At 51.8% G+C, this 14,685-nt stretch carries 13 protein-coding genes; 5 read left to right on the top strand and 8 right to left on the bottom strand.

All coding sequences use genetic code 11. The annotated features are described in order from the left end of the window. The first annotated feature begins 48 nt into the window (after positions 1-48). The 4 genes from P9L94_14810 (at position 49) to P9L94_14795 (ending at position 2,093) form a co-directional block, all read left to right on the top strand. Positions 49-474 carry a hypothetical protein gene (locus P9L94_14810; protein ID MDP8245353.1) on the top strand — a complete coding sequence of 142 codons (426 nt, stop codon included), beginning with the start codon at positions 49-51 and terminating at the stop codon, positions 472-474. An 86-nt stretch (positions 475-560) separates the two neighbouring features. Next, positions 561-1,163, top strand: coding sequence for a Maf family protein (locus P9L94_14805; protein ID MDP8245352.1), 603 nt, complete (start codon positions 561-563; stop codon positions 1,161-1,163). 75 nt (positions 1,164-1,238) lie between these two features. Then, positions 1,239-1,634, top strand: coding sequence for a bifunctional nuclease family protein (locus tag P9L94_14800; protein MDP8245351.1), 396 nt, complete (start codon positions 1,239-1,241; stop codon positions 1,632-1,634). A gap of 147 nt (positions 1,635-1,781) precedes the next feature. Beyond that, positions 1,782-2,093, top strand: coding sequence for a hypothetical protein (locus P9L94_14795; protein MDP8245350.1), 312 nt, complete (start codon positions 1,782-1,784; stop codon positions 2,091-2,093). On the opposite strand, the gene P9L94_14790 is transcribed toward P9L94_14795, so the two are convergent. The 3 genes from P9L94_14790 to P9L94_14780 are packed head-to-tail and all read right to left on the bottom strand — an operon-like array spanning position 2,090 to position 5,506. After that, the gene (locus P9L94_14790) at positions 2,090-3,517 is read right to left on the bottom strand and encodes an O-antigen ligase family protein (protein MDP8245349.1); all 1,428 of its coding nucleotides are present in this window, start codon (positions 3,515-3,517) and stop codon (positions 2,090-2,092) included. The two genes, P9L94_14795 and P9L94_14790, sit on opposite strands and share 4 nt — an antisense overlap. 15 nt (positions 3,518-3,532) lie before the next feature. Continuing rightward, positions 3,533-5,176, bottom strand: a complete 1,644-nt coding sequence (locus tag P9L94_14785; GenBank protein ID MDP8245348.1) for a peptide-N-glycosidase F-related protein — start codon at positions 5,174-5,176, stop codon at positions 3,533-3,535. A gap of 21 nt (positions 5,177-5,197) precedes the next feature. Beyond that, positions 5,198-5,506, bottom strand: coding sequence for a tetratricopeptide repeat protein (locus tag P9L94_14780; GenBank protein MDP8245347.1), 309 nt, complete (start codon positions 5,504-5,506; stop codon positions 5,198-5,200). A gap of 237 nt (positions 5,507-5,743) precedes the next feature. On the opposite strand from P9L94_14780, the gene P9L94_14775 reads away from it, so the two are divergent. Beyond that, on the top strand, positions 5,744-7,531 hold the full coding sequence (locus P9L94_14775) for a glycosyltransferase (GenBank protein ID MDP8245346.1): 1,788 nt from the start codon (positions 5,744-5,746) through the stop codon (positions 7,529-7,531). An 81-nt stretch (positions 7,532-7,612) separates the two neighbouring features. On the opposite strand, the gene accC is transcribed toward P9L94_14775, so the two are convergent. The 5 genes from accC to P9L94_14750 all read right to left on the bottom strand — a co-directional run. Beyond that, positions 7,613-8,959 (bottom strand): acetyl-CoA carboxylase biotin carboxylase subunit, encoded by a 1,347-nt coding sequence (gene accC, locus P9L94_14770; protein ID MDP8245345.1) that lies wholly within the window; start codon positions 8,957-8,959, stop codon positions 7,613-7,615. A gap of 31 nt (positions 8,960-8,990) precedes the next feature. Further along, positions 8,991-9,446, bottom strand: coding sequence for an acetyl-CoA carboxylase biotin carboxyl carrier protein (accB, locus tag P9L94_14765; protein ID MDP8245344.1), 456 nt, complete (start codon positions 9,444-9,446; stop codon positions 8,991-8,993). 138 nt (positions 9,447-9,584) lie between these two features. Then, entirely contained in the window at positions 9,585-11,918 is a 2,334-nt protein-coding gene (locus P9L94_14760; protein ID MDP8245343.1) for a GxGYxYP family putative glycoside hydrolase, read from the bottom strand. Next, a complete protein-coding gene (locus P9L94_14755) occupies positions 11,915-13,234 on the bottom strand; it encodes a beta-galactosidase (protein ID MDP8245342.1) in 1,320 nt (439 codons plus the stop codon). Before P9L94_14755 ends, P9L94_14760 begins: the two co-directional genes overlap by 4 nt. Positions 13,235-13,264: 30 nt before the next feature. After that, positions 13,265-14,685: hypothetical protein (locus tag P9L94_14750; GenBank protein MDP8245341.1), on the bottom strand; the 1,421-nt coding region annotated here is incomplete at its 5' end.

Raw genomic sequence — 14,685 nt, 5'->3', positions numbered from 1 at the left:
AATTGTGTATAATGATATATAGAGTTTTAGGCTCAGCGAGGATTTATTATGGTTACTGGACCGATTCCACAAATCAATCAGGCTTTAAACCCGACAGCGCCGCCGCCGGTTGCGCCGTCTCCACCATCGCCTGCGGCGCCGATAGCGCCTGTACAAACCGGATTTACTCCGCTTCCTCAAAGCGGGCAAACCGACGGTCTGAACCAAACCAATGGCACCGATTCAGTGCTGATTAGCGAGAACGCAATTCAAGCGCAAACAGCGCCTCCGCCGCCAGCGGGTGCTGACCAAGTCAGTACGCTCAATCCAGGCCCCCCTCCAGGAACGCCGCCGTTCCCCGGCATCATTCCTTCAGCGGCCCAAGCAAGTCAAACAGGGTTCATCCCTTCTGAAGACCAGACCTTTATTCAAGCGGCGCCAGTAAGCCCGATCCAAGACCTGGCAGCGGGACAATCACTTGATGTAACTGCATAATAAATATAAAGATACAATAGATTACCTCAAGAGCGTCCTTAACAACCGGGACGCTCTTTTTATAGAAAACGGAGACCTCATATATCGTGTTTGCAGGCATCATACTCGCCAGTGAATCGCCCCGGCGCCGAACATTACTCAGTCAGATGGGCGTCAATTTTACCGTCCTCCCAAGCGGAATCATCGAAGAGGAACCAATGGACGAATTGCCCGGGCCGTATTGCGCTCGCTTAGCTGTCCAAAAAGCAGCGGCGGTTGGACAGCAAAACCCTGAACATCTGGTTCTTGGCGCTGACACGGTGGTTGCCTTAGGCGACCGCATTATGGGAAAACCCAAAGACAAAAATGAATCGGCTGAAATGCTGGGAGCGCTATCAGGCCAATGGCATGAAGTGTGGACGGGCGTCTGCCTCTTTCAACGGATGCAAGAAATCCAGATGGTGAAAGCCATTCGATCCAATGTTAGGTTCAAAGACTTAAGCCAAGATGAAATAGATAATTACATAAAAACTGGCGAGCCAATGGATAAAGCAGGCTCCTATGCAATCCAAGGGATTGGAGCCAATCTAGTTTGTGAAGTAAACGGCTCCTATCACAATGTAATCGGCTTACCGACCACCGACCTTGGAAGCATGTTTGACAAACTCGGCGTTCAATTTGATTTGAAAATTGATGAAAATATCGTCTAGGGGGCGAGTTTCTAAGGAAGATAGATACAATATTCATATAATGAAAAAATTGGGTGGGGTTTAAAGAGACTTAGCATGATTGAAATGGATTTCTACGAACTGCGGTTGGATGAAAGCGGCGCTGACCAAATCATCATTTTAAAAGAGAAAAACGGCGCTCGGATGATGCCGATTCTCATCGGATACTACGAAGCCCAATCCATTCATTTGGCCTTAAATGACATACACATTCAGCGCCCGCTGACCCACGATTTGGCAGTCAATCTGATTTCTACCCTGGGCGGAACCATGATTCGGGTCAATATTACAGACCTACGCGACTCCACCTTTTACGCCCGTATTTATTTCGAGACTTCTAACGGCGAAGTTGATGTTGATTCAAGACCCAGCGACGCCATTGCCCTTGCCATACGCACCCAAGCGCCCATTTTCGTCTCAAAAGACGTCCTTGAACAAGTCGCTCGCGAATAGATTAGACGTTATTTTTTCCTTGTGTTACTCGTTCTATTACTTCTTTATAGGATTTTTTGTTGTCGTTTTGAACTTATGGCAATAAAATTTTACGTAGAGGACTTAAGGCTTTCCCGGTGATCGTCTTGAGATGAAAGGATAAAAATTATGAACAATACCAATGACTATACTCGTAATATTCGTGTGCAAGTGACCAAGCGCCTATCGAAGCAGGACGTAAAGAGCATTGTCTCTGATTTTGTCAAACAACGCTTGACCTTTGCTGTATCAAAACATAATAGCGACTACGAAGTCTGGCGACAGATTTTGCCCGGAGACGAGCCACGCATTAAAAACCGCAAAGACGGCATGACCCCCACCGGCGTGATTACTGAAGACCCGGACGAGCTGCAAGAACGTAACTTTATCTGTGTTTGGGACGCCGGCCAGCTGGTAGAAGGAGACTGCGAACAACTCTAAGGTTGGCTGAGGGTTTCAGGCTGCTCTGGCGCATGGCGCTGGTCAAGCGTGGAAAGCAACATACCAATGCCCAAAATCACGCCGAACCAGGTTGAGGTTCTCATTTGAATAAACATGGGCGCAAACATCTGCGCCGCGCAAAACGCAGCGAATACGCAAGTCAGCCCTCGCGATAGAGTCCGTAAGAAAGGGTCATGCAGCGCCTGGTTTTGACGCAACAGGCGCTTCACAAACGCTAGTTGTAATAACAAGTAAGCAAACAAACCCACCGCGCCCATTTTAACCGCTACCCATAAATAGGTATTATGTACGCCCAATAAATTGGTGCGGGAGAGATAAATCTCCATCGGCATGACTCCACCCAAGCCGATGCCGCTTGTGGGGTTTTTACGAATGCTGATGAGCGCGTTTTGCCACTCGACCAAGCGATAATTGGCGCTGCTCTCTTTAGTGGGGTTTAAAATCGACTCAAAACGCATTCCAATCGGGCGCCATTGTCCAGCGGCGGTGATGAGTATCAGCAACAGCAGGAAGCCAACAAACGCTGAAGTCATAAATCGAACCCGCGCCCTGCCCTTCTGCATTAAAAATAGAACCAACAAGCCGACCACCAGCGCAACATAATACGCCCGCTTATAAGAAAATAAAAAACTGAATAGCACAATCGGCGTCGCGACTAACCACAAGCGCTTGGCGGGCAGCGGCGCCCGGTCGAGAACGAACGCCGCCAAAATCAGTAACATGGTCACAAAATTGAGCGAGTCGCCCCATCCGGTAAAAATGGCGCGAATCTTCCATTTAATCTGCAAGCCTTCACCCAAGGTATACAGAAATACGCCCTGCAGCCCCTTCAGGGCGACCGCCGCAAAAAAGACCATCAGAAACATTTTCAGGGCTTGCTTGCTGCGAATGAGGTTCACCGTCAGAAAATACGCCAGATAAAAATGCAACAAGCGCCGAGGCTCAAATAATCGGCCCGGATCGCCATAGAGCCGGATACAAGTGATATAGCCGAGTAAACACGCCAAGCCGAACCCTATCATCACGCCGTCCAGGCGAGTGCCATACAAACGCCCTTTGCGGTGTAACAGCGTCGCAGCCACCAGCGCGAGCAATGCGATTTCAAACGGGTTCAGCCCAAGACCGGGAACCGTGTAGTAATAGAGCGTGGGCTTGAGACGCTCGGTGATGAGCAACACATCTTCGGAGATCAGCGTCTCGGCGGCGAAAAACAGCGCGAACGCGATATCAGGCCGAGCGAGCAACAAAACCACGCCCACCGACCCGGCGATGATTGCAATCGCAGAATAAGGCGGATACGTGACGCTCAAAACCGCGAGCAGCAAAATCACCGCTCCCGCGATTGTAGTCCAACCGCGAAGAGGCGTATTCATATCATACGGAGCCGTTGATTGAAGCGCCATTCGTTTCCGTTCGTGCTACTTGCCCGGTTCGTACATCATCCAATCGCGCAAAGACGCGTCCTGCGCGGGGCGGTAATAGATTACATGAGACGCCGTTAAATGCCGGGCGGGGTTTCCATCAACGATATTATTGTTTGTATACGGATCGGCTTCATATTCTAACTGATAAGATGCGCCCGCTTCAATCTCATCGCTGATATTAATGTCCCAGGGGGCCACCACATCGCCAGGGCACCATCCGGCGCGGCTGTAAATCCAGGTGCCGGATTGAGGGCGGCAGGGACTCATGTAACAGTCATCGCGCCAGAGTTCGTTGTAGTATTCAGCGCCATTGACGCGCACGGTGCGGCCCCTGACCAAAAATTCCGCCGCGTTGTTGGTATTGGGCGACTGGCCGTGTCCGGTGACGATGATGCGCAGTTTGGCGCGTTCCATCTCAGCGTCAGCGTCAAGCGTTTTGTCGGCGAAGAATTTCGAAATGGGATTATTGGGATCGCCATATCGCGGCTCGCCGTTCCATACATTTTCAACAAAATACGGCTCCCACTTCGGGTTGCCTTGGTAGTAAAACAAATCCAGCGTCACCAACCATCCGGCGCCTTGCGCGTGTCCCGGCCCGACCCAGGTGTCAATAAACGCCGTCATCCGGGTTGAGCCGCGCAAGATCGATTGGTAGTCGGTCACGTCCCACCACCAGACGCCGCCTTTTCTGTAGGGCGTCATAAAGCGGGCAATTTCGACCGTCTTTCTAACATCACTGCGAACGCTTATCTTCATAATGCGGTCCCAAAAATCGTAGCCGCCTTCGGGCGCCTCAAGCGTCATGCGCAACAGAACGCGCTCGTAGACGAGGCCCTCATCGGGCAAATCAAAACTGCGGCTGGGCTGGCGGTTACTGCTATAGATGTATTCTTGATTGAAGGTTCCGGCGACCAGCGGCGACTCGAATTGCGGCGCGGGTTCTTCAAACGAAACATAAACATCATCCAGTTGCATTTGGGGCCGAGAGGTTGTGGTGGATCGGGCGCCGAATGCAGCGCGTGATTCATAGGGCGCCATGCCTGCGACAAAATAATTGTCGTATACGACTTCGTCGTCGATGCGCAGATTTACAAATGCGCCGCCCAGCGAAAATTCAATATCGAGTAGAAATTGTAGGAACCCTGCATCGCGGAAATCGAATGACGTACGTTTGTTTGCGCGCTCAACGCCGTCCCAATGCAGCGAGATTTCGTGGGCGCGGTCGAGGTTGGTGTAATCGTCCGGGTTCGCAATGTCGATGCCCAATCCGAACGAGCCGTCGAGGTTTGGCTCTTCCCAACCGATATCCGGCGCATCGCCGGTTTCGCCGTAATGCGCTGTATTCAAAAGCATAATACCCGCGCCTTCACGCCCGCTGGTGATAGAAAAGCGCCATTGTGCGCTGATGCGTTTATAGGTTCCGGCTGCCGTGCGATCGAATGCGATAGCATTCGATTCCGCAGCGGCTTTCACCAATACCATAACGCCGTCGACTGGCGCCAAATCACGCGAGCGACCAAAGTTCGAGGCCGTATAGGGCGCATCGTCCGCCGCGCCGTCGAATGATTGAATGGTAGGCGCGGCATTGGCCTGCGCAATCAGTAATGCAAAACAGATTGTTGAAATGATTCGAAACATCGTTGCCTTCCACGTTGCGACTTAGTCGAGTGAATCTAAATATTCTTGCATTTCGCCTTGGGCGTGTGAATCACCGCTGCGCTGCGCCATCGCAACGCCTTCGCGCAGGCGCTGTTTAGCGTCTTCGGCGCGGCCTTCTTCCGCCAACAATTGACCGATCATAAAGTAGGCGGGGACATAGTCGGCATGGCGCCCGATGACCTGCTCAAACTGGTCGAGCGCATCATTGATGCGTCCGTGTTTTTTTAGTTCCAACGCAAGCGCATAGCGCGTGAAGGCATCGTCCGGCTCTTGCGCCAGCATTTCTTCTAATTGTTGCAAGCGGTCCAAAATTCACCTCTGGCTGTAAAGAGTATTTGTCAAAATCAGGTTCGTTAAGCGCGCCCAAAGGGCTCTGCGCTCAATACCGATAACGGAAATTCAATCCGACCGCAATTCTGGCAAACACTTTAGAATGTATCACTTTTCGCTGATAATAACGATAAGCGTATCCGAGTGTAGCAGCGGCGCGATTGAATACCAAATCTCTGCCGTGATTGTGCATGAATCAAACCAAAGCGGCGGCGAATGGACCCGATCAAAAACAAACGGTTTCAGAAAAACCTATCCGTATTTCGTAAACAACATCCGGGGCTATTCGCACAGATGCCGTCGGACTTGCAACGCGCCAACGCAATAGAAGCGCCGCCCTCGCTCAATAAAACGCAAACGCAACAAGGCCTGAATTCGATCCAATCCGCATTAACCAACGGGATGGACTTTCTATACCTCTTTGGATTCAACCCGGAATTCGCCGCGTCGTGCACCCCGGCAATCATTCAGGAAAATCGCGGCGTATTGATTATCGAACCCTCCTGGAAGGCATTTGCTTCGGCGCTCATGGCTGGCGATTTGGGCGCCTTGTTCCGTTCAGGGCGCGTATTCTGGGCGGTCGGCGAAAATCTGGCCGGGCAGATTGAAGCGCTCTGGCGTGAAACCTATTCAGACGCTGCGGCGAAACCGTTTTTGCAAAGCGGCGATCCATCCTGCGACGAAGAGCGTTTTCAAACGCTGCAAAGCGTCCATTCATTTTTATCGCAAGAAATCCCCAAACACAAACAGGCGCACCTCTCCGCGATCCAAAACATCTCGGCGCGATTACGAGAATGCAAACGCAGTCAGCCCTTGCTCTGGACCTACAGCGACCTACGCGCGGCGGCGAAATATTCAACCATCCAGCATGTCCTTATCCGTACGCTGTTGTTTTATTTGCGTCGCCTGGGCTGGCAGACGCGCTATACGGTGATGAAACCCGACGCCTACTACCCGCCCTACTATCGCATATTAGACTTGATCTATTCGGAACCGGACGTGATTTTTTTATGCAACCAGTCGCCTTCGTATGATGTCGCCCTGGGGGCTGAATTCAGCCGCTCGTTGCCGGTTCCTAAATTGGTTTGGTATGCCGACGATCCATTTTACGCCGAGCATTTTTTCTACCGAAACGGTATCTCGGCTGATGAACATTTCTGGGTCGCGGATGAAGGCTGGAGCGAAACGCTGCGGCGTCACGGTGCGCAGAACGTGGGATTTATGCCCGGCGCAGTGACAAAAACCAAGCGCGGCCCCAAACGCGCTGCAAGGAAATGCGACGTGGTCTTCGTTGGGCAAATACGCGACCACCGCAATTTTATCGAACAACTCTCGCCCGCCTGGGGTGAATTTGCCGAACAATTCATTGCAGAAAAACTGGCGAACCCGCGACGCGACGTCCTCGAAATCATGCAGCAATTCCCCATGCCAGGCGAAGTGCCTCACGACCGCATGGACGAACTCAGGCAATACTTATTGTGGGAAGCTAACACCCGCTACCGGCTGCAAATCATCAAATCGCTGGCGCAATACGACCTGCACATTTACGGCAACACCGCCTGGCAAGCATTATTGCCGCCGGAGATAAGCGAACGCTGCTTTAAGGACATCGCGCCGTTTAAGCGCTTGTTTGAAATTTACCGCAACGCCCGCATCACGCTTAACATTCATAGCCTGCAATCGTACACCTGCTTGAACGTCCGCGACTTTGACGTACCGGCGGCGGGCGGATTTTTATTGTCGGATTGGCTGCCTAAAGCAGATGAAGTTTTTAAACCGGGGTTTGCTGAAGATTTGCCGCTAGACGGCAAGGCAGAACAGGAAGTGTTTTTTTATCACAACGCGAACGACATGCAGAAGATTGTTGAGTATTTTTTAGCGAACCAGGATGAGCGCTTCGCCTGCGTCGAACGCGCCCGCGAGCGCGTCATTCACCAGCACACCTACGCCCAACGCGCCGAGACGATTCATAACTATTACGAGAAGATCAGCAAAGCAATTTGAAATTTTCCATAAAAAGAGAAGGCTTAATCCCCCTGCGCTTTCAGCGGCTTCCCCCCTTAAAAAAGGGGGCTTTGGGGCAAGTTACAACCGTTTGGTGATTTCATCCAAGTAGGACGTGTGAATGTCGCCTGCGAGAAAACGCGGGTCGTCCATGATGCGCTGATGCAGCGGAATGGTCGTTGGGATGCCCTCGACTACCATTTCCGACAACGCGCGTTTCATCTTCGCCACCGCTTCGGTGCGGTCTTTGCCATACGCCATTAGTTTCGCCAGCAGCGAATCATAATACGGCGGGACGACGTATTCGGCATAAGCATGAGAGTCGACGCGAATGCCAGGGCCGCCGGGCAAATGAAACCCGGTGATCTTTCCGGGACAGGGGCGGAACTGGTTGCGCGGGTCTTCGGCGTTAATACGGCATTCAATGCAGTGACCAGAGAAGACGATTTCATCCTGCTTAACCGATAGCGGTTCGCCGGCGGCGATGCGGATTTGTTCTTTAACAACATCCACTCCAGAGACCATCTCGGTAACCGAGTGCTCGACCTGGATGCGGGTATTCATTTCCATGAAATAAAAATTGCGGTCTTTATCAAGCAGAAACTCAATCGTCCCAACGCTGGTGTAATTCACGGCTTCGACGCACTTGATTCCGGTCTCGCCCATACGCGCCCGCAGTTCTTCATCGACCACTGGCGAGGGAGATTCTTCCAGCACTTTTTGATGGCGGCGCTGCAACGAGCAGTCGCGCTCGCCCAAGTGAACGATATTGCCAAAATTATCCGCCATCACCTGAATTTCGATATGGCGCGGCTCTTCGATCAACTTTTCGACATAAATGCGCGAGTCGTTGAAGGCTGTTTGCGACTCGGCCTGCGCCGTGACAAAGGCTTGCACTAAACCCACATCATCGCGGGCGACGCGCATCCCACGACCACCGCCGCCGGACGCAGCTTTCAACATGACGGGGTAGCCGAGTTCGTTGGCGACCTCGACGGCCTTTTCGGTATTTTCAATGATACCGGGAGAACCGGGGATGGTCGGGATGTTGTGGCGCATCATGGTGTCGCGCGCGACGGCCTTGTCGCCCATCAGAGAAATAGCATGATGAGTGGGGCCGATGAAAGTGATGTTGCAGGTTTCGCAGACTTCCGCGAAGGCCGCGCTTTCCGCCAGAAAGCCGTATCCAGGGTGGATGGCATCGGCGCCGGTGATTTCCGCCGCAGCGATAATGCGCGGCGTGTTCAAATAGGATTCATTTGGCGAGGGCGGACCAATGCAGACTTCTTCATCCGCAAAACGAACATGCAGCGAGTCGCGGTCCGCTTCGGAAAAGACGGCGACCGTTGCGACCCCGAGTTCCTGGCAAGCCCGAATAATCCGCAACGCAATTTCGCCGCGATTGGCTATTAGTATTTTCTTAAACATAGTGGATGGCTTCGTTCCGATGCTGACCGCATCAAGATTTTTTGATCTTGAACAGCGGCTGACCAAATTCGACCGGCTGACCGTTTTCAACCAAAATTGAAACGACGGTGCCTGCCACGCCCGCCTTGATTTCGTTCATCACTTTCATCGCTTCTAAAATGCAAACGACGTGTGATTTTTGCACCACGTTCCCTTCTTCGAGAAAGGGAGGGGCATCGGGAGCAGGAGAGCGATAAAATGTGCCAACCATCGGCGCTTTAATAATCTCAATGGTGTCGTCAATGATATCTTCCGGGGCGGACGGCGCTGGCGCTGCAGCCCCTTGCGCAGGAGCAGCGGCGTAATATTGAGGAGCGACCATCGGCGGCGCGGCGCTGGATGTTTTTTTGACCACCACGCGCAACCCTTCGCCTGACTCGACCTCAAGTTCGCCGATATCAGACGCTTCCACCAATTGAACGACCCGTTCGATGAAGTCAAAATCCATGGATGCTTTTTCCATTCGTAATTTACTAAATAATGACAAAAGTGTCTGTCTCGACGGGCATACTCCGTCTCTGTTGTAGTATTGTTCCATGAGAGAGGGCTAAATTCAATAGACGCCGAACATAATCTGGTTTGGCGATTACTGCACAACCACGCGAATACGCTCAAAAATGGGCGAAACACGCACGTTTTCCTGTTCAAAGCGCAACATTAAATCATATACGCCGCTGGCGTCTTCCGGCGGTTCAATCAACCCGTCAATGGTAATCATCTCGCCAGTGGGCACGGTATGGTCGATAAACGCCGCCTGGCGCCCACGCTCAGCGACGACGCCGTTTTCTTGTTGAAATTGATAGGTAATACGGTATCGCTGGTTCTCCGGCACCCGCTTGGGGTCCCATACGTCCCAGCCGTCATTGCGCAACGTGAACGAAACTTTGACAGGAACGCCAGGGCTGAGCGTTCGGGGGATGGTGTCGTCAATAAACGTCGGCATCGCAAAATTGATTTCCGGTTCGCCGCCGGCGTAATGTTGGCGTAACAAATAAAAGTATGAAATCGGGTCTAACACTTCAAATGATAAATCGGGATGTTTGGTAATCAGTTGCTGATACAAATAATATAAAGACGTGGGCGAAGCCAAATTGAACCGATAGGCTTGAAACGTCGGCTGACCGGAACGGCTGGACGACACGATGCGCTCCACAACGGAATCAAGCGGAAGCAAACGCTCTTGTACATTCGCCGTCTCCAGATCAAACGGCACGATGAATTGCCCCAAGCGGCGTTCGTACGGCTTCAACGTCAACACGCCATGCGGAGAGAACTCGCGAAAGAACGTTTGCATTTTTTCGTTGAAAAATATTTCCTTGACGCCGCGATCACGGTCGAGGTCAGCGGCGGCGGTCTGGCGCAGGTCAAATTTTTTGTATAACTCTTTTGTGAAGTTTCTTAAAAACCACATGCCATTTGCGTCCAGGTCTGAATGCTCGCGCGGCGGGATGTAGCGGTTGGGGTAACACAGCCCGGCGGCGGCCCCGGCGCCGATAAAGTAATCATTGGGCGTGCGGGTGTCGTACATATACTGGAACACGTGCGGGACCCGCTCAGACAACATCGGCGCAACCGACCAGGCGATAGGTAAGACGCCGCGATAGGGGTCGTCCCACAAATAAGGAATGGTTTGATACAGCAAAGAAGACGACCGGAAATCGCCCAAAACAAACAGCAGGTAATTTTTGTTTTGCAACGGCTTGGGTTGCGGCGTCTTGTTTTGGAAAAACCGCTCAGGCAGTTTGACATGTCGATAGACGGAGGCGTTCGCCAATGCGCCGAAGGGATAACTGTCCGCATCAACGATTCCATTAAACGCCGACATAATGCTAACAAACTCTTCCGCTGTTTCTTCCTCCGAATACTTGCCGCCGACATTTTCATACGAACTGTATTTTTTCCACCAGGGGACAAAGCCGCCGACTCGCATAATGCGGTCATCGCCTAATGTGTTTTCGTACGCAAAATTCAGAATGTTTCGAAACGTATGGTTGTCAAAACCCGATTGATAGGTATTTCCCTTCTCTATCAACGGGTTATAGGTGTCTGTCGCGATTTCATCCCACCACGGGTCTAAGTCGCAGAAAAAAGCGCCCTCGGCGACGTAAAAATCTCGATTGACAATCTGGCAATTGTATAAATCGGGGTATTGAACGCCCGGCGCTTGGATGTCCCAATCGTAAGCATCAATAAAATTCGCGAAATATTTCGGCGACGTCTTTTTGGTTTCTAAATATAAAACGCGCGCCCAGGCGTAACTATCGTTTTTGGGAGTCAGCGCTTTGATGTTGCGGTCATCAAACGGCGGCGGCAACGGAACGTACCCGACCCCCGTAAACAGATCGGTCAACCGCTCAATCGGCGGAAGTTCCGGCCCACCCATCACCAGTTGGTTAAACAATGACCCGGGAGATTCATCATGGCGGACAGGCAACAACCCGTCGACGCCCGCAACCGTCATCGCGATGTTCACCGTCGCGGGGACTTTAGGGTCCCACAAGACAACGCCCGTGAATGATCGCCGAAACATCTCGATCAATGTTTCAAGGCGATCAATCGAAACCAACTCATACGACCCGAACGGCCCGTTTTGAGAATGGATTTTGTCTAACCAATATTGATCGACGTTGAGTTGATGCGCAGACAGGCGTTCGCGCACAAAGAGGATATACAATTGGGGTTGCTGACGATTGACTAATCCCTGTAACGCCGTGACGAGGTTTACCACATCATACTGCCACACTTTGTCGTCCGGGCGCGTGTTTAAATACGCTTCCAAATCAAACACATACATCGTTTGCGATGCGGTCGCGCCCACGGTGAGGCTTGCGCCTACGGTTTGCGGGCTGGTTGGTTGCGAATGAATGGGCAGCGCCGCAAGACACAACCCAACAAAAAAGAGACAGAACAATTGTTTCATAAAGAGGCTTCCGGTTTTTGATGGACTAACTCAACGCTTCGGTTGGTTTTTGTCATTTCATTGACCAAGGTTTCCCAGGGGGCGTCTTTCAACGACACCAGGCCGTAGTTGCTGTTCTCGCCGTCGAAGCGGCCTTCGGGCGGCTGATCGGCGTATTTAAACCAATGATACCCCACTGCGTACGGGAGTTTCATCAAAGCATTCACATATTGAGTAAACAACGCCGCGCGGTCTTTTTGGGTCGCGACGGGTTTGCCTGCGCCTTTGGTGTTGGGCAAGCCGGAGTCCATCGCTTTGAACGAGAACTCGGTCAGCATGATCGGCTTTGTGGTGATTTCGTGTACGCGGTTGAGCGCTTCAACGGGGGGCAAGCGATTATACGAATTGTAACTGATAACATCAGAGTAGGTCCCCGCCGCCGCCAGCACGGGTTCGGGCGCATACCCCGCAAAACGGCAGCCCAGTAGCATGTGGTTGGGGTCGGCTTTTTTGACGGCTTCATAACAAACACGAAAATATTGGTCAGCTACTTTACGTAAAAATTCGGCTTCGTCTTTTTTACGCGCTTCTGATTCCGGCAATTTGGCTTTGGAAATCTCGTCCCACGTTTTTACTTGAATCTTCCAGGCTTGGTTTAGTTCTTCAATTGTCCGGTAGCGTTTTTTGAGGAACAACAGCGCTTGCTCGCCGCCGTCGCGGGAGGGCTCCATCGCCAAAAAGTCAATCAACAAGGCATTTTTGTTGCGCCAATCCGGACCCCAACGCAATTCGTTGTCAGGATAATACCCCAACAAAAACATATCATCCCGTAATTTTTTGCATTCCATCGCGGCGATATGGTTCGCTTGAGTGGCGAACTTTTTAGAGAACACATCAGGAAAAATTCCGCGCTGCCAATTGCCGCCCGCCTTCGAGCCGATATCCAATATTTTTGTATAGGGAACGAGGCGATGATTCATGCGTTGGTCCGACCAGGCGCCGATGGTGTTGAAGCCCCATGCTTTCAGCCGCTCGGCAACCACTTTTGACCAAGCAGTCGGCGACTCATACAGTTCATTGACAGCCTCTTTGTAGAGCGAGGTATTCGTCACCGGAGAATAGTCGCCGCCGTACACAATGTGGTTGACGCCCTTGGAAAGAAACACATTACCCACGGGGTCGATGATCCACCAGACGCCGTCAATTTGTTCCGCGTGAAAGAAGCCGGTCGCTTCGCCTTTGAGGTGCGTCCAACCGCCGAAACCGTCGTAGTCAGATTCAGCGGAATGAGCGAGCGCAGCAAACGTCAGCAGGAACGCGCAAATGATACGCAGCATGATTGGTTGTCCTCAACCCAAACACAACCGTCAAGGCGCTGTTTGGAATAAATATACATTTCCGTCATTGTAGACGGTTTCAAACGATTTTTGAAATAATTCAATTCGTTCCGGTGAAGTTTTTTTTCTCCACGCGAGAATGTATTTTACGTTGTATTCTTGGCATTCTCGTTTTACTTCATCAATGACGCCGGTATTGAGTATTATGTTTCGCGCGACGACGCGGGCGAAATAATCAGCGCGCGGGTTCATGTGCGACGCATACGTCGCTAGCGATTTTCGCCCCGTGCGAAGGCCGACCACAAAAAAACTGACCTCGTCTTCCGGTGCACAGATCACAGCGTCTCCACTCACAACATCAGGATGGCTCTGAATAAATTCAACCAGCGCCGCCCACTCGCCTTTCATCCGATACGGCTCGCAAAACGCCTGCGAACGCTTGGCCAGCGGGACCATCATCGCGCCCAGCCATGCGACAAGACAAAGGAGCACTGCGTATCGAACAACCGGTTTCAACAACGCAGACGATTGCCAGAGCGCTTTGAGTCCCAACCCGGCGATCATAAGCAACGCGACTTGCGAATAGAGTTGAAATTCATGCGGAACCACAACCGGAACGGCATGACCATATTGTTGATAGAGTGCGGGAGCATAGATTTCTAAAATCTTCAACAGATACGCCGGCGCTTGGCCCAGCAGGCTAACGCCCAACAGCACCATCACCAAACGCATACGCAAACTACGCCAACGCTGTTTGACCACAAAGGCGCCGACGCCGACCAGCAGAAAAAACACCGACGACATCAGCGGACTGAATCCAGGAAACACCACTGATTTCTGCATCATAGCCGGAGAAATATATCGAATTGGGTCGGGATTCAACACTGGAGAACTAATCTGCACGATCCAATAAGGCGATGAAAGAAACAAGCCAATGCAGACAACAAACAACGCGCCGCGCAGGTCACGCTGCCAGAGACGATGCAGCGTCAGGCAAAGCAACAAAATAATTGCGGTCGGCGGGTGGTATAAGCCCATCATTCCAACAAACACCGAAGCGAATAGAGTCCCGTACGGCTGCCAATCCGTCCAGCGTTGATACAAATAGAGAACCAACATCCCCAATCCGGCGGCGTGGGCCATCACCGTTGGAAACGCAATCACGTAAGTTACTACCCAAGGCAGCGAAGCCAGCCCCAGCGTCGTCCAAAAAGCAAAGGCGTGGTCGCCGTCGAATAGTTGCTTGACGAAACAATAAAACGCGGCGGCAAATAACCAATTGAGCAATGATGGAGAGAGCGCATACAGAGCGAATAAATCAATATGCAAAAGTGAGGAAATCGTCGAAAAGAGAATGGCGTTTGTCGGCGGATACCAGAACCAATATCCATCCAAGACCGGGTCGGCCCATACGGCGCCGCCCGCCCGGATGTGTTGGGCTGTAATGATGT

It is taken from the genome of Candidatus Hinthialibacter antarcticus (assembly GCA_030765645.1).
In the GTDB taxonomy this organism is placed as follows: Bacteria; Hinthialibacterota; Hinthialibacteria; order Hinthialibacterales; family Hinthialibacteraceae; genus Hinthialibacter; species Hinthialibacter antarcticus.
The sequence above is the reverse complement of the archived record's forward strand: the minus strand, read 5'-3'. Positions and strand labels throughout refer to the sequence as shown.